The sequence below is a fragment of the Herbidospora daliensis genome (genome assembly GCF_001570585.1).
GTDB lineage: Bacteria > Actinomycetota > Actinomycetes > Streptosporangiales > Streptosporangiaceae > Herbidospora > Herbidospora daliensis.
On sequence record NZ_BBXF01000003.1, the window covers coordinates 242,753 to 258,706 of the forward strand.

Annotated in this window: 16 protein-coding genes; 15 read left to right on the top strand and 1 reads right to left on the bottom strand. The window is 73.6% G+C overall.

Annotation, left to right across the window (positions count from 1 at the left end):
• Positions 1-4: 4 nt before the first annotated feature.
• Genes AW274_RS16565 through AW274_RS16635 form a run of 15 tightly spaced genes read left to right on the top strand, consistent with a single transcriptional unit; the run spans position 5 to position 14,764 of the window.
• Entirely contained in the window at positions 5-1,057 is a 1,053-nt protein-coding gene (locus tag AW274_RS16565) for an aminomethyl transferase family protein (RefSeq protein ID WP_062432616.1), read from the top strand.
• 28 nt (positions 1,058-1,085) lie between these two features.
• Complete coding sequence (locus AW274_RS16570; RefSeq protein ID WP_062432618.1) at positions 1,086-3,326, top strand: beta-ketoacyl-[acyl-carrier-protein] synthase family protein; 2,241 nt, start codon at positions 1,086-1,088, stop codon at positions 3,324-3,326.
• A gap of 11 nt (positions 3,327-3,337) precedes the next feature.
• A complete protein-coding gene (locus AW274_RS16575; protein ID WP_232320149.1) occupies positions 3,338-4,045 on the top strand; it encodes a nitroreductase family protein in 708 nt (235 codons plus the stop codon).
• Entirely contained in the window at positions 4,042-5,271 is a 1,230-nt protein-coding gene (locus AW274_RS16580) for an NAD(P)/FAD-dependent oxidoreductase (RefSeq protein ID WP_062432622.1), read from the top strand. The genes AW274_RS16575 and AW274_RS16580 overlap by 4 nt, the downstream gene beginning before the upstream one ends.
• Positions 5,268-6,137, top strand: coding sequence for an alpha/beta fold hydrolase (locus tag AW274_RS16585; protein ID WP_062432625.1), 870 nt, complete (start codon positions 5,268-5,270; stop codon positions 6,135-6,137). Before AW274_RS16580 ends, AW274_RS16585 begins: the two co-directional genes overlap by 4 nt.
• Entirely contained in the window at positions 6,137-7,042 is a 906-nt protein-coding gene (locus tag AW274_RS16590) for an ACP S-malonyltransferase (protein WP_062432628.1), read from the top strand. The genes AW274_RS16585 and AW274_RS16590 overlap by 1 nt, the downstream gene beginning before the upstream one ends.
• On the top strand, positions 7,039-7,464 hold the full coding sequence (locus AW274_RS16595; RefSeq protein WP_062432631.1) for a holo-ACP synthase: 426 nt from the start codon (positions 7,039-7,041) through the stop codon (positions 7,462-7,464). Before AW274_RS16590 ends, AW274_RS16595 begins: the two co-directional genes overlap by 4 nt.
• Positions 7,464-8,303, top strand: a complete 840-nt coding sequence (locus AW274_RS16600) for a hypothetical protein (protein ID WP_062432633.1) — start codon at positions 7,464-7,466, stop codon at positions 8,301-8,303. The genes AW274_RS16595 and AW274_RS16600 overlap by 1 nt, the downstream gene beginning before the upstream one ends.
• Before the next feature lie 11 nt (positions 8,304-8,314).
• Positions 8,315-9,100, top strand: a complete 786-nt coding sequence (locus AW274_RS16605; RefSeq protein WP_062432636.1) for an alpha/beta fold hydrolase — start codon at positions 8,315-8,317, stop codon at positions 9,098-9,100.
• Positions 9,097-9,555: a holo-ACP synthase gene (locus AW274_RS16610; RefSeq protein WP_062432638.1), complete on the top strand. Its 459-nt coding sequence runs from the start codon at positions 9,097-9,099 to the stop codon at positions 9,553-9,555. Before AW274_RS16605 ends, AW274_RS16610 begins: the two co-directional genes overlap by 4 nt.
• A complete protein-coding gene (locus AW274_RS16615) occupies positions 9,552-10,550 on the top strand; it encodes a right-handed parallel beta-helix repeat-containing protein (RefSeq protein WP_232320150.1) in 999 nt (332 codons plus the stop codon). Before AW274_RS16610 ends, AW274_RS16615 begins: the two co-directional genes overlap by 4 nt.
• A 23-nt stretch (positions 10,551-10,573) precedes the next feature.
• On the top strand, positions 10,574-11,485 hold the full coding sequence (locus AW274_RS16620) for an ABC transporter ATP-binding protein (RefSeq protein WP_232320151.1): 912 nt from the start codon (positions 10,574-10,576) through the stop codon (positions 11,483-11,485).
• A 1-nt stretch (position 11,486) separates the two neighbouring features.
• Positions 11,487-12,665: an ABC transporter permease gene (locus AW274_RS16625; protein ID WP_062432643.1), complete on the top strand. Its 1,179-nt coding sequence runs from the start codon at positions 11,487-11,489 to the stop codon at positions 12,663-12,665.
• Positions 12,662-13,804 (top strand): ABC transporter permease, encoded by a 1,143-nt coding sequence (locus AW274_RS16630; protein WP_062432645.1) that lies wholly within the window; start codon positions 12,662-12,664, stop codon positions 13,802-13,804. Before AW274_RS16625 ends, AW274_RS16630 begins: the two co-directional genes overlap by 4 nt.
• A 12-nt stretch (positions 13,805-13,816) precedes the next feature.
• Positions 13,817-14,764 carry a hypothetical protein gene (locus AW274_RS16635; RefSeq protein WP_062432647.1) on the top strand — a complete coding sequence of 316 codons (948 nt, stop codon included), beginning with the start codon at positions 13,817-13,819 and terminating at the stop codon, positions 14,762-14,764.
• 35 nt (positions 14,765-14,799) lie between these two features.
• On the opposite strand, the gene AW274_RS16640 is transcribed toward AW274_RS16635, so the two are convergent.
• Entirely contained in the window at positions 14,800-15,954 is a 1,155-nt protein-coding gene (locus AW274_RS16640; RefSeq protein ID WP_062432649.1) for a cysteine desulfurase family protein, read from the bottom strand.

The window sequence follows — 15,954 nt, forward strand, 5'->3', positions numbered from 1 at the left end:
CCCGATGACGCTCACGCACCCCGAGGACACCGTTTACGGCCAGGTGGGCGACGCCACCGTCCCGCTCCGCTTCACCGACCTGTCGGCCGAGTACAAGGTGCTCAGGGAACGCGCGGTGGCGCTCGACCTGAGCGGGCACACGCTGATCGAGATCAGCGGCCCCGGCGCGGTCGACTTCGCGCAGCGCGTGCTGGCCCGCGACGTCGAGTACCTGACCTCCGAGCGCTGCATGATGAGCCTGGTCCTCGACGACGAAGGACGGGTCGTCGACCAGGTCCTGGCGTTCGGCCGCGAGGACGGGCTGCTGCTGGAAAGCTCGGTCGGGGCGGGCACCCGCCTGCTGGCGCACCTGCGGTCCGTCGGCGACGACGACGTGGAGATCACCGACCGCTCGGCCGACCTGACCGTGATCGGCCTGGAGGGCCCGTACGCCTGGGGCGTCGTCGGCCGCCTGATCGACGGCGAGCTGGCCTCGCTGCCGTTCGAGGCCGTGTCGGACACCGTGTGGAACGACGTCGAGATCGTCTTCGCCCGGACCGGCTTCACCGGCGAGTACGGCTACCAGATGATCGTGCCGATCGAGTCGGCCGCCGACCTGTGGCGGGCCACCCTGGAGCACGTCACCCCCTCCGGGCAGGAGGCGCTGGAGCTGGCCATGCTCGAGGTCCGCCAGCCCATTCCCCGGCTGGAGACCGCCGGCGACGTCAACGTGATCGAGATCGGCGCCAACTGGCTGGTCGACGTCACCAAGGACGAGTTCGTCGGCAAGGAGGCCGTGCTCGCCGCGTTCGAGTCGCGGCAGGGCCGCCGGACCGTCGGCTTCTCCGGCGGCGACACCGTGCCCGAGCCGGGCGCGCGCGTCCTGGCCGGCGGCGAGGACGTCGGCGAGGTCGTGTTCGCGGTGCGCAGCGTCGGCCTCGGCACGACCCTCGGCCTGGCCAGGGTGGAGGCCGGACTGGCCGCCGCCGGGCTGGAGCTCACCGTCGAAGGCGCCGGCGTGACCACGCTGACCAGCCCTTACATCGTGCCCAAGAGCTGGAGCATTCCGATCATCTGATCGGTTCCGCCAGGTAAGGAGATCCAGAATGGCGCTGCGGCCCGTCGTCGTCACCGGCTTGGGAGTCATCTGTGCCATCGGCCGGGACCCCGAAGAGTTCTGGCGACGGCTCACCACCGGACAGGGCGGCCTCACCCCCATCCGGGACCCGGCCTTCGAAGTTTTCGAGGCCCGGTACGCCGGACAGGTCCCGGACGAGTGGGTCACCGGGCAACTGCCCGAGCCCGACACCGCCCTCGACCGCACCGCCGCCCTCGCCCTGATCGCCGCCCGCCAGGCGATCGCCCAGGCGGGGCTGACCGGCGTCGACCCCGCCCGGTTCGGGATGATCCTCGGCAAGTGCCAGGCCACCCCGGACGCGGCCGGCCACTACCAGCCCATGCACCACACCCAGGACGTGATCGCCGACCGGCTGGGCATGCGCGGCCCTCGCATCCTGGTGTCCACCGCCTGCGCGGCCGGCGGCAACGCGGTCGGGCTGGCCAAGGACAAGATCCTCTCCGGGGAGGCCGACGCCGTCCTGGCGGGCGGCGTCGACCCCCTGCTGTTCGGCACGTACGCGGGCTTCGCCGGGCTCAAGGCCCTGAGCACCGGCCCGTGTCGGCCCTACAGCCACTCCGACGGATTGAACCTCGGCGAAGGGGCGGCGTTCCTGCTGCTGGAGCCGCTCGACCTGGCGCTGGCCCGGGGCGCGGTCCCGCTGGCCGAGGTCGCCGGCTACGGCCTGTCGGCCGACGCCTACCACGCCACCGCCCCCGACCCCACCGGCCGGGGCGGGGTGTCGGCCATGCGGCGGGCGCTCGCCGACGCCGGCCTGACCACCGGCGACGTCGGCTACGTCAGCGGGCACGGCACCGGCACCCCGGCCAACGACGCGATGGAGGCCAAGGTCATGCGCGTGGTCTTCGGGCCGCGCGCCGGGCAGGTGCCGACCAGCAGCATCAAGTCGTTCGTCGGCCACACCCTGGGCGCGGCCGGCGCGGTCGAGGCGGTCGCCGCCGTGCTCGCCCTGCGCGACGGCCTCGCGCCGCCCACGATCGGCTTCGACGCCGGCGCCGAGCCGGGCGACCTCGACTTCGTGCCGAACGCCGCCCGCGAACTGTCGACCGACACGGTCGTCTCCAACAACTACGCGTTCGGCGGGAACAACGTCTCGCTGGTGCTGACCACGCCCGGCTCCGGCCGGGAGCACGCCGAACCGGCTCCCCGCGAGGTCGTCATCACCGGGCTCGGGCCGGTCAGCGGCCTCGGTGCCGGCGTCGCCGAGACCACCGAGGCGATCCTGGCCGGACGCCCCGCGCTGGGCGAGCGGCCCTCGCTGGAGGGCCGGACGTTCGCGCCCCGCTCGCTGTGGCGGCACATGAACAACCTGTCGCGCATGGCCATCGCGGCCGCCCGGCTGAGCTGGGAGGACGCCGGGCTGAAGCTGCCCAGGAAGGAGCTCGACGACGTCGGGCTGGTGTTCGCCACCGGCGCCGGGTCGGCCGAGAGCACCGGCGGCTTCGACGACAGCATCGCGGCCAACCCGAACAAGCCGGCCGTGCTCAGCTTCTCCAACGTGGTGCTGAACGCCACCGGCGGCGCGGTCTGCCAGACCCTCGGGTTCCGCGGGCCGACCACGACGATCTGCAACGGCGGGGCGTCGGCGTCGATCGCGCTCGACTGCGCGCAGGAGATGATCCGGGCGGGCAAGGCCGAGGTGGTCCTGGTCGTGGCCGCCGACGAGCACGTCGGCATCGTGCCGCAGGACGCGGTCGTGTCGCCGTACGACCGGGACTCGGCACGGGTGCCTGGTTCGGCGGCGGTCGCGTTCGTGGTGGAGGCGGCCGACCACTGCGCGGCGCGGGGCGGCACCCCGTACGCGAAGGTGCTGGGCCTCAGCCACGTCGGCGGGCCCTTCGACGGGCTCACCGGTCTCGCCGGGCTCACCGAGCCGTTCGACCTGGTGGTCGGGGCGGCGACCGGTGGCGGCGACGACGCCGAGGAGGCCGCCTCGGTGCTGGCCGCGCTGCCGGGCGTGCCGCTGACCGCGTCGGCCGGGCTCACCGGCGACTGCCAGGCCGCGACCGGCGCCCTGAACATCGCCCTGGCCGCGCTCGCCATCAGGGACGGGGTCGCGCCCGCCCTGACCGGGCTGGCCACCCCGGTGGAGGGCGGGCCGGCCGACTACCTGACCGAACCGGAGCTGCCGGAGCCGGCCCGGCGGGCGCTGGTGCTCAGCGCCGCGCCCGGCTCGGTGCGCGGCGCGGTCGTGCTGGGGGCGGTATGACCCTCTTCGACGTGACCGAGACCGATCGGCTGCTGACCACGACCCGGTCGGTGCGCCGCCGCCTGGACCTCGACCGGCCGGTGCCCAGGGAGGTCGTCGAGGAGGCCCTGGAGATCGCCGTCCAGGCGCCCACCGCGAACAACCACCAGAACTGGCGCTGGCTGGTGATCAGCGACCCGGACGTCAAAGAGAAGATCGCCGAGATGACCCGGGCGTCGTGGTTGTTCCACCGCAACGACGTGTGGACCAACGCGGGGCGGCGGCGGAACACCGCGCAGGCCCGCCGCAACAACGAGTCGGTGGTCGCGCTCGACGAGACGATCGCGCGGGTGCCGATCCTGGTCATCCCGTGCGTGCTCGGCCGCCCCCCGGACATGGAGGCGATCGACGCCGCCTGGCGGGAGCGCATGGCGACCAAGCCGCCGGAGGACCCGGGCCACCACGTCCGGCTCGGCCCGATGCGGGCCAGCATCTTCTACGGCTCGATCTTCCCCGCCATCTGGTCGTTCCAGCTGGCGCTGCGCAGCCGCGGCCTCGGCAGCACGATCACCTGCATGCACATCCCGCACGAGCGGCAGGTCGGCGAGCTGCTCGGCATCCCGACCGGGGTGACGCAGGTCTGCATGATCCCGGTCGCCTACACGGTGGGCACCGACTTCCGCCCGGCGGACCGGGTCGGCGCGAAGGAACGAACGTACTGGGAGAGGTGGGAGGCATGACCGATGTCGTGATCGTCGGAGGCGGCATCGCGGGCGCGTCGGCGGCCTGCAGATTGTCCGCCGGCGGCCTGGAGGTCGTGCTCCTGGAGAAGCAGCGGGAGTACCACGACCTGGTCCGCGGCGAGTGGCTGGCGCCCTGGGGCATCCGGGAGGCGCAGCGGCTCGGCGTCTACGACTGCTTCGGCGCGGGCGGGGCCTGGGAGATCCGCGAGTGGATGACCTGGGACGAGGCGGTCGACGACGACGAGGTCGAAGCCGTCGACATGACCGGGTTCATCCCCGGCATCGGCGGCCCGATGTCGTTCCCGCACCACGCGGTGTGCGAGCTGATGGCCGCCCAGGCCGTGGGCTCGGGCGCGCGATTGGTGATGGACGCCTCCCGCATCCACGTCACCGCCGGACGCGAACCCGTCGTCACCTACCGGACCCCCGAGGGCGAGCACGAGATCCGCCCGAGGATGGTGCTCGGCGCGACCGGCCGGGGCTGCACCGTCGGGCGGCAGATCGGCGTCACCATGCGCAACTCCATGCACCACTGGGGCGGCGGAATGATGGTCGAGGGCCTGGACTCCTGGCCGGCCGACGTGCAGGCCATGGGCACCGAGGGCGACGTGATGTTCATGGTCTTCCCGCAGGGGTACGGCCGGGCCCGCCTCTACCTGAACTTCCCCGCCGAGAACAAGCTGCGCTACCGGGGCGAGGGCGGGGTCGAACGGTTCCTGGCCGCGTTCGAGCTCGACTGCCTGCCCGACCGGGGCAAGGCCGTCACCGAGGCGGTCCCGGCCGGGCCGCTGTCGGTGTGGCCGTCGGTGTCGAGCGTGCCCGAGGGGCCGCCGCTGGCCGAGGGGGTCGTGCTCATCGGCGACGAGGCCGGCAACGCCGACACCGTGCTCGGCACCGGGCTCTCCTGCGCGATGCGCGACTCCCGGACCGTCTGCGACATCCTGCTCGATTCCGGCGACTGGTCGCCGGCGGCCTTCGACCCGTACGTGCGGGAGCGCGAGTTCCGGCTCGACCGGCTCGCGTTCGGCGCCGACATCGTCAGCCGCCTGCACGTGGAGTTCGGCGAGGAGGCGGTCGAACGCCGTCGCCGGGCCCGCCGGTTGATGGCGAAGAACTTCGCCGCCCAGGTCACGGGCCTGCTGAACATGGTGGCCCCCGAGGATGTGCCCGAATTCGGCTTCAGCGAGTTCTTCGCGGAACGGTTGTTCAGGGAGACGGCATGACTGAGAAGAAAGTGCTGCGCGTCAACGACGTCGACATCGCCTACGTGGACGAGGGCGAGGGCGACCCCGTCGTCCTGCTGCACGGCTACCCCGACTCCTCCTACCTGTGGCGGCACCAGATCCCGGCGCTCGCCGAGGGCGGCTTCCGGGTGATCGCGCCCGACCTGCGCGGCTTCGGCGACTCCTCCAAGCCGCAGGAGGTCGAGGCGTACGGCATGCAGACGATCGTCAACGACGTCGTCGCGCTCACCACGAAGCTCGGCGTCCGCCGCCCGCACGTGGTCGGCCACGACTGGGGCGCGGCCATCGCCTGGATGTACGCGTTCCTGATGCCCCGCCGGATCGACCACCTGGCCGTGTTGTCGGTCGGCCACCCGGGCGTGTTCGCCCGGCCGTCGATCGAGCAGCGCATGGCCTCCTGGTACATGCTGCTCTACCAGTTCCCCGGGATCAGCGAGGAGCTGCTGCGCCGCAACGGCTGGCGGCTGTTCAAGGAGATCATGGGCAAGGACGGCGACCACGACCGCTACCTGCGTGACATGGCCCGGCCGGGCGCGCTGACCGCCGGCCTCAACTGGTACCGCGCCAACCGCTCGCCCGAGGCGGAGCTGCGGCCGGCCCGGCCGTTCCCGCCGGTCCTGGCCCCGACCCTGGGCGTCTGGGGGGCCGGCGATCAAGCCCTGCGTGAAGAGGGCATGCTCGGCTCGGCCAAGTTCGTGAAGGGCCCGTGGCGGTACGAGCGGGTCGAGGAGGCCGGGCACTGGATCCCGCTCGACGCCCCCGACGTGGTCAGCAAGCTGCTGCTGGGCTTCCTCGGCACGGAGGACTCGGCCCAGGCCGAACGACGCCCGCGCCGGCGGCTCTGATGCTCGGCTACCTGTTCCCCGGTCAGGGCACCGTCCGGGTCGGCATGGGCGCCTGGTTGCGCCGCCGGCCGGTCGCCCGCGCCGTGCTCGACGAGGTCGACGACCTGCTGGCCCGGCCGATCTCGCCGCTGTGCGTACGCGGCCCGCTCGACCGGCTGGTCGCCACCGAGCACGCGCAGATCGCGGTGACCGCGTGCAACCTGGCGGCGCTGGCCGTGCTGCGGGAAGAGGGCTACGAGCCGGGCGTGGTCGCCGGGCACAGCGTCGGCGAGCTGACCGCGCTGCACGCCGCCGGGGTGCTCGGGCTGGCCGACACGGTCCGCCTGGTGGAGACCAGGTCGCGGCTGATGTCGCAGGTCGGCGAGACGGGCGGGATGCGCGCGGTGATGGGCCTGCCGGTCGAGCGGGTCGAGGAGCTGGCCGCGCTGGCCGCCGCTCCCGGCGAGCCGCTCGTGGTCGGCCTGGAGAACGCGCCCGGACACGTGGTCGTCTCCGGTTCGGCGGCGGCGCTCGACCGGCTGACCGGCCTGGCCGCCGACGCCACGAAGATCGTGTCGCTTGCGGTGGGCAACGCCTTCCACTCGCCGCTGATGGCCGCCGCCGTGCCGGGGTGGGCGGAGGCCGTCCGGGCCGCGCCGATGTCGGCGCCCCGGGTGCCGGTCGTCCCCAACGTCACCGGCCGGCCCACCGAGGACCTCGACGCGCTCAGGGACGCGCTGATCGCGCAGCTCACCGGCCGGGTCCGCTGGACGGACACCGTCACGGTCGTGGACGCGCTCGGGCCCGCCGTCGAGGTGGGCGACAGCAAGGTGCTGGCCGGGCTGTCCCGCCGGGCCGGCGCGCGCTGCCTGAGCATGGCCGACCCCGGCACGCTGCGCCGGCTGGCCAGGGAGTTCGCGGCATGAGCCGGTGGGGCAGCGCCATGGTCGCCTTCGCCGGGCTCACCCGGCCGCAGGACCTGCTGGACGGCATGCGGATCGAGGACGTCTACACCCCCGCCGAACGGCTGCGCTCCGGCGCGGGCCGCTCCCTCCAGCACTGGGCCGGCCGGCTGGCCGCCAAGCGCGCCGTCCTGCGCCTGCTCGACGTCCCGCCGACGGCCGAGCACCTGGCCCAGGTCGAGGTCCTGCCCCGGCCCACCCCGGCCTGCGCCCGCACCGCCGCCTGCAACGACGGCCATCCCCCCTTCGTCCGGCTCGGCCCCGACCTCGCCGCCCGGATCGACCAGCGCATCCGGCTCTCGCTCAGCCACACCTCCGGCCGGGCCCTGGCGATGGCCGTGGCGTCGGCGGGGCTCCCGGAAGACGTACCGGAAGGGGACGTGTGATGGACGCCAGGAAGATCGCCGAAGCGCATCTGGACGGGTGGCGGGACGCCGACCCCGCCGCGGTGGCCGCCGCCGTCACCGCGTTCCGGGACCCCGACACCGGCGGGTGGCTGGAGGGCGATGCGCTGGCCGCGCACGCGGCGGCGTTCCTGGAGCGGTTCAGGAACCCGCGCCTCCAGGTCGAGCGGGTGACCGGGGACGCCGACGCCGTGACGGTCTGGTGGACGATCGAGGCCGGCCACCGCGACTCCTATCTGGGCATGCCCGGCGTCGGCGGCGTCGTCACGATCGCCGGGTCCGACCTCGTCACCGCCGACGGGAAGGCCAGCCGCTCGTTCGACCGGCTGGCCGTCGCCGAGGCGCTCGGCTACCGGGCCGCCTTCGTGCCGGCCGCCGACGAGGGCCGCGAGTTCGGGGTGAGCTCGCGGACGGCGAGCGGCCGCACCGACCGGCCCGGCGCGTTCACCCTGACCTGGCTGGAGGTCCGCGACGCGGCCGAGGCCGCCGAGGTCGACCTGCTCAGCGTGGAGATCGTCAAGGGGCTGCGCGCGTCCAAGGGCTTCCTCGGCGTCGCCACGTTCGACGTCGGCGACCGCAAGTACACCCTGGCCGCCTTCGACCGGCCCGAGTCGGTCCGCGCGGTCCACGCCCGCCCGCACCAGCGGGCGGTGCGCAGGTTCTTCAAGGCCGGGCTCTGCGCCCGCGCGATGACCGGCGTCCTGATCCCCGAGGTCATCCGCGAGTACGCCCGCTGCGCCGACTGCGGCGCCGTGGTCCGGCCCGGCGACGGCGCGGCCTGCGGCTGCGGGTGGACCCCCGGCGACGTCCCAACACTGTGACGGGAGCAACGATGAGCGACTTCACCTTCGAGCACGCGCCGGGGGACGGCGACCGGCCGGCCGTGGTGTTCATGTCCGCCCTGTTCGCCGGCGGCTGGATCTGGGAGCACCCCTACCGGCGCCTGGCGGCGGCGGGGGCGCCGGTGCTGCGTACCCATGAGGCCATCTGCGCCCTCGACCGGCGGGTGGCCGGGTCGATCGAACGGCTCGGCGACGCGCTCCTGGCGGCCTGCGACGAGGCCGGCGCGCACGACGTGGTCGTGTGCGCCAACTCGCTCGGCGGGCTCGTCGCGATCGACCTCGCCGGACGCCACCCCGACCGGGTGCGCGGCATCGTGGTCAGCGGCGCCCCCGGCCTCACCCCCGACCCCGACGTCGGCCTCAGCTTCGACCGGCGGGCCAGCGTGCGCCCGGTCGGCGCGGAGTTCGGCGAGCGGATGATGGCCGCGCTCTTCCACGGCGAGGAGCGGTACTTCACCCAGGAGCAGATGGACGGCGTCGGCACCATGCTGCTGGAGCCCGAGGCGATGGTCAGCATGGCCCGCAGCATCAAGGCCACCCGCCGCTACCAGGTCAGGCCCGCGCTCGACAAGGTGCGCTGCCCGTCGGCGTTCGTGTGGGGCCGGCACGACCGGATGACGCCGGTCGGCCCCTGGCTGGAGCTGCTCGCCGAATACCCGGAGGCCGAGGTCGTCGTCGTGGAGGACAGCGGCCACATCCCGATGATCGAACGGGCCGCCGAGTACACCACGATCCTGGAGTCGTTCCTGGACCGGCACGGCCGGGTGCCGGCATGACCCCCGCCGTCCTGGTCGGGGTGGACATCGTCTCGGCCGACCGGCTGACCCGGGCCGCCGAGCGCGGCGGCGCGACCTTCGCCCGCCACCTCACCACCGTCGCCGAACGCGACCGGGGCCCGGGCACCGCGACGTTCCCGGTCAAGGAGAGCTTCATCAAGGCCGTCGGGGGCCGCCCGCCCGGCTTCAGCTGGCACGACTTCGAGGCCGCGGCGCAGCCGCCGCCGCCCTGGGCCGCCGGTCTGCTCGACGAGGCGGCCGCCGAGCTCACCGCCGCCACCGGCCTGGCCCTGACCGAGGGCGCGGCGTACGTCCTGCGCGGCGCCTGCCGGGAGGCGGCCCGGCTCCGCCTCGACGGCCCGGTGGCGGGCGCGGCCCGCTGGGGGAGCGGCGCGGGGCTGCTCGTCTCCCTCGCCGTCGTCTACGTCGACAGGAAGGACACCCGATGTCCATGACCAGAACCGTCCGGCCCGGCGGGTCGGTCCAGGAGGCCCTGGACGAGGCGGGCCCCGGCGCGACGATCCTGCTCGCCGCCGGTGAGCACCCGGGCAACGTCTGGATCAGGCACGACGGGGTGACCCTGCGCGGCGAGGGGGCCGTGCTGGTCCCCGGGCCGGGTCTCCGCCCCGACGTGCCGAAACTGCATGACGCGGGCGAGGACGTCGTCTCCGGCGTCGTCGCGCACGGCGTCCGCGACGTCACCCTCGACGGGCTGACGGTGCGCGGCTTCTCCGGCGCGGGCGTCTACGCCCACTCGGTCACCGGCCTGTCCGTCCGCGACGTGACCGCCGCGGGCAACGCCGTCTGGGGCGTCTACGTGCGCGAGACCACCGGCTGCGAGGTGCTCCGGTGCCGCGCCTCCGGCAGCCAGTACGGCGGCGTCGCGGTCAGCTTCTGCGGCCGGGGCGAGGCGCTCGTCGAGGGCAACGAGACCTTCGCCAACGCGTTCGGCGTGTTCGTCGACAACTCCAGCGGGGTGCGGGTGCTGCGCAACCTCAGCCACGGCAACGCGATCGGGCTGATGCTGCTCAACCAGACGTACGAGGGGGAGCCCGACGGCGGGGTGCGCGACTGCCTGGTCGCCGGCAACGTCGTCCACGGCAACGGCCTGGCCTCCGGCGGCGACGACCCCGGCGCGCTCGGCGCGGCCGGCCCGCCGATCTCCGGGGTGGGCATCGCGCTGATCGGCACCGAACGGGTGTGCGTGGTCGACAACGACGTCCACGACAACCACCCCAGCGGCGCGTCGGTGATGGGCGCGGCGTTCGTGATGGGCTCCTCGAAGGGCTGGGGCGGCGACGACGCGGTCGCCAACCACGTCCTGTGGAACAGGGTCACCGGCAACACGCCGCTGGACTACCAGCTCGGCGTCGACCTCGCGCTCCAGACCTTCGCGGCCAACGTGGCCGCCAAGGGGGAGCCCGGCGAAGTGGCGGGGTGGCGGTCATGACCAGCACGCTGACGTGCGAAAACTTGAGCAAGACCTACGGCGGCGTGGTCGCGGTGCGCGACGTCGGGTTCACCGTCGCGCCGGGGGAGGCGTACGGGCTGCTCGGCCCGAACGGCGCCGGCAAGACCACCACGATCTCCATGCTGGTCGGCCTGCTCAAGCCCGACACCGGCACGGTCGTGGTCGGCGGTGCGGACCTCGCGGCCGACCCGATGGCGGCCAAGGCGAAGATCGGCTACGTCCCGCAGGAGATCGCCCTCTACCCCGACCTGACCGGCCGGGAGAACCTGCGCTTCTTCTGCCGCCTGTTCGGCCTGCCGCGCCGGGAGGTGCGCGCGCGGGTGGAGGAGGTGCTCGACCTGGTCGGCCTCGCCGACCGCGCCGACGCCAAGCTCGACACCTACTCGGGCGGCATGAAGCGGCGCATCAACATCGGCGCCGCCCTGCTGCACCGCCCCGAACTGCTGATCCTGGACGAGCCCACGGTCGGCGTCGACCCGCAGAGCCGCAAGTCCATCCTCGACGGCCTCGAGCGCCTGGTGGCCGACGGCATGGCGCTGATCTACACCTCCCACTACATGGAGGAGGTCGAGCGCATCTGCAGCCGGGTCGCCATCATCGACCACGGCTCCATCGTCGCCGAGGGCACCCGCCACGAGCTCGTCGAACTGGTCGGCGGGGCCGACCGGATCGAGCTCACCCTCGACGGCGACGTCGAGACCGCGCTCGCCAAGCTCCGCGGCCTGGGCGGCGTCACCGAGGCGGTCCGCACCTCGGCCGCGTCGGTCCGGCTGATCGCCGAAGGCGGCCGGTACCTGCTGCCCTCGGTCATCTCCACGGTCGACGGCATCGCCGCCGTCACCGCCGTCGAGGTCGTCGAACCCGACCTCGAGGCCACCTTTCTGCACCTCACCGGCAGCACGCTCAGGGACTGACATGTTGCGATCGCTTCTCACGGTGAGCGCCCTGGAGCTCCGGACCCGGGTGCGGGACCGGACCGCCCTGATCATCGCCATCATCGTGCCGGTGGCCATGGCCACCCTGTTCGGGGTCGCCCTCGGCGGCGACGACCCGCCGCTGCGGGCCACCGTCGGCATCGTCGACCAGGACGGCGGCGAGTTCCCGGCCGGCGTCCGCCGCGAGGTCCTGGCGTCCACTGAGCTGTCCGGCGTGCTGACGCTGCGCGACCTGCCCGGCCGCGAGCAGGCCCAGCGTGCCCTCGACGCGGGCGACATCGGGGCCGCGATCATCTTCCCCGCCGGGTTCAGCGACAGCGTCGGGGCGGGCGAGGGCGGCCGGGTCGGCGTGCTGACCTCGGCCGACACGCCGCTCGCCGGGGTGGTCGCGAACGCCGTGGTGGACCGGATCTCCAGCCTGGTGCGGGCCCGCACGCTCGCGGTCCGCGCCTCCCTGGAGGCGGGCGTGCCGGCCGCCGAGGTCAAGGAGTTCGTGGAGCGCAACGGCGCGGCCGGACCGGCGCTGACCCTGGAGAATGACCCGATGGCCGGCGGCAGGGTCGACCTGTCGGTCTACTACGGCGCTGGCATGGCCGCGCTGTTCGCCTTCTTCGTGGTCGGCGCGTCCTTCCGCAGCCTGCTGATCGAACGCAAACAGGGCACCCTCGACCGGATGCGGGCCGGACCGATCCACGGCTGGGTCCCGATCGCGGGCAAGGCCGTCGTCGGCTTCGCCCTCGCGATGGTCAGCGTCTGCGTCACCTGGGGCTCCTCGGTGCTGATCTTCGGCTCCACCTGGGGCGACCCGGTGGCCGTGTTCACCCTGCTGCTCGCGCACGTGCTGGCCGCCACGGCGATCACCATGCTGGTCGCCAGCCGGGCCAGGACCGACGCCCAGGCCGACGGGGTGATCATGGTGATCTCGTTCGTGGCCGCGTTCTTCGGCGGCAGCCTGGTCCCGCTCTACACGCTGCCCGACGTGCTCCAGACGATCGCCCTGTTCACCCCGAACGCCTGGACCACCACCGGGCTCACCGGCCTGGCCGGATCGGGCGCGGGACTGGCCTCGGTGGCCCTGCCGATCGGCGTCCTGCTCGCGATCGCCGTCGCCGCCTTCGGGCTCGCCGCGACCGGCTTCAGGAAGGGACTGCTCGGATGAGACCCCACCCCGTGTTCGCGCTCGTCGCCGCCAACCTGCGCCGCCACTCCCGCGACCGCGTCGGCCTGTTCTTCATCGTGGTGATGCCGTTCGTCAGCATCATCTTCGTCGGCATGGCGCTGGGCGGCGGCGCCGCCGCCTCGCGGTTGCCGGTCGGCGTGGTGGCCCAGGACGCCGATCCGGTCGCCGCCGCCGTCCTGGCGGAGCTGCGCGCGCACCCCGACCTGGAGATCACCGCGGTCGGTGACGAGGAGGAACTGCGGGCCGGCGTCCGGGGAGGGGCGCTGGCCGCCGGGGTCGTCATCCCGCCGGGCTCGACCCGGCTGGAGCTGGTCATGACGCAGTCCAACGGCAGCGGCATGGCCGCCCGCAGCGCCGTGGACGCCTCCGTCGGCCGGGTCGCCGGCGTCATCGAGGCCACCCGCGCCGCCACCTCGGCCGGCGCGACCCCGGCGCGGGCCGCCGAACTGGTGCGCCAGGCGCAGGCCGCCTCGGCCGACGTCGAGGTGGTCAACTCCGACACCGCCTCAGGCACCCCTCGGGGGTTCGCGTACACCGCGCCCGCCAACCTGCTGCTGTTCACGTTCATCAACTCCATGGCCGTCGCCGCCGCGCTCGTCGAGAGCCGCCGCATCGGCATGCTGCCCCGGGCCTTCACCGCGCCGGTGCGGCGCGGGGCCGTGCTGTTCGGCGAGGCCCTCAGCCGCTTCATCGTGGCCGCCGCCCAGGCGGTGCTGATCATGGTGGTGAGCTCGCTGCTGTTCGGCGTCTCCTGGGGCGAGCCGCTCGGCGTCGCCGCCGTCGTGGGCGTCTTCGCCCTGGTCGCCACCGGCGCCGCGATCCTGATGGGCAGCCTGGTGCGCTCGTCGGCGCAGCCGTCGGCGATCGGGCCGCCGCTCGGCATCGTGCTCGGCATGCTCGGCGGCTGCCTGTGGCCCGCCGAGGCGGCCGGCCCGACGCTCGACACCATCGGCCATCTGTTCCCGCACGCCTGGGGGATGGACGCGCTTCTGACTCTTTCCCGGCCCGGGACCGGACTCGCCGACGTGCTGCTCGAGGTCGCGGTCCTGGGCCTCATGGCCGCCGTTCTGCTGAGCCTGTCCCTTGTCCTGTTCAGCCGACGAACGAGAACCCTCTGAGGAGGCAGCACCATGATGAATTCGACTGCCAAGTGGCCCGCCGACATCGCCGGCGTCTACCGATACGCGACCAGCAAAGGCGCCATCGACGCCCTCGACGTGGCGGCCGGTGAGCTCGGCATCGGCATGCGCGAGCTGAACGAGGCGGTGAACCAGCTCGTCGAGAGCCGCCTGTTACGCGCCGTCGACGGCGCCGCCCGCCGGTTCATCCCGGTCGACCCGCAGGTCGCGGCCAACGCCCTGGTCTCCTCGGTCGAGCGGGAGATCTACCAGCGGCGGGAGCTGATCGACCAGATCCGCGACTTCGTCGGCCCGGCGCCCTCGCCGATCGAGTACCTCGCCGGGTCGCTGGAGGTGCGGGGTTTCCTCAAGATGGCCGGCGACGCCTGCCGCACCGAGGTGCTGGTCCTGCAATCGGGCGAGGACGACGCCGAGGAGCTGGCGCGGGCCTACCTGCCACTGCTCTCGCGCGGCGTCACGGTGCGGATCGTCTGCCGGCACCGCAACCGGGCCGACCTGACCACCCGCATGAAGCTCAAGCAGCTCATCGACGCGGGCGCGGCCATCGGCACGGTCAGCCACGTGCCGCGCTCCGCGGTGGTCTTCGACCGGGAGCTGGTCGTGCTGTTCGGCCTGTCGGACGGCGAGACCAACGTGGCGCGGGTGCACAACGACGGCATCGTCGGGTTCCTGCTCGACCTGTTCGACCACCTGTGGGACACCGCGACGCCGCTGGAGGGCCCCGAGTCGGGCTACGCCAACGTCGCCGACGACCTGCGGCAGGCCATCGCCGGGCTGATGGCGAAGGGCTACACCGACGAGGTGGTGGCCCGCAAGCTCGGCATGTCGGTGCGCAGCTGCCGCCGGCACATCGCCACCCTGATGCGTGACCTGGAGGCCACCAGCAGGTTCCAGGCGGGGGTGCAGGCGGCCCGCACGTTCCTGGCCAGCGGCGCCTGAGGGGGGTCCGCCGCGCCGGCGGCGGACCCGTGTTCTCATCGCGTCGCCACCACGACGCCGGCCAGGGCCAGCGCCCGGTCGCAGACCAGGTTCAGCCCTCTGACCAGCTCCTCCACCGTCATGCGGGGGCTCAGGCACATCCTGATGGAGCTGTTGGCGTCCTCCGCGCCCACCCCGATGGCGGTGAGCACGGGTGAGGGTTCCTGGGAGTCGGAGTTGCACGCCGACCCGGTCGACAGCGCCACCGACGGCAGGCTGGCGACCAGGCTCTCGCCGCGCACCCCCGGCAGCACCACGTTCAGCACGTGCGGGACGCCGGCCTCGGGACGGCCGTTGAGGCGCAGGCCGGGGATCCGGCGGGCGAGCAGTTCCAGGGCGGTCGCGCGCAGCAGCGCGACCCGCTTCGTGTCCTCCTCCATGCGGGCGGCGGCCAGCTCGCAGGCCTTGCCGAGGCCGACCGCCAGGTGGGTGGGGATGGTGCCGCTGCGCAGGTCGTACTGGCCGCCGCCGTAGGTGATGGGGCGGAGCCTGCGGCGGATCTCCGGGCGGACGTACAGGACGCCGATGCCCTTCGGGCCGCCGATCTTGTGGGCGGACATGGCCAGGGTGTCGACGGCCGTGCCGGTCACGTCGATCGGGATCCGGCCCGCGGCGGGGGCGGCGTCCACATGCAGCAGGGCGCCGCCCTCGTGGCAGATCGCGGCCATCTCGCGGACCGGCTGGACGGTGCCGATCTCGCTGTTCACCCAGGCGACCGTGGCCAGCCGGGTGTCGAAGTCGACCTGGCCGGCGAACCGGGTCAGGTCGACCACGCCGTCGCCCCGGATCGCCATGGTCCGGACGTCGACGCCGCGCCCGCGCAGCGCGCGGGCGACCGACAACGACGACTTGTGGTCGGTGGGGCAGAACACCGCGTTGACCGGGGCGCGGTCGTCGTGGCGGAACACGCCGAGCAGCGCGATGTTGTTGCTCTCGGTCGCGCCGGAGGTGAACACGACGCCCGACGGGTCGCCGCCGAGGAGCCGCGCGACCGAGTCGGCCGACCCGTCCACCGCCCTGCGGGCACGCTTGCCCAGCAGGTGAGGGGAGGACGGGTTGCCGAACTCCTCGCGCAGATACGGCAGCATCGCGTCGAGCACTTCCTCGTCCACCCGGGTGGTGGCGCAGTTGTCCAGGTAAATGACGTCCAT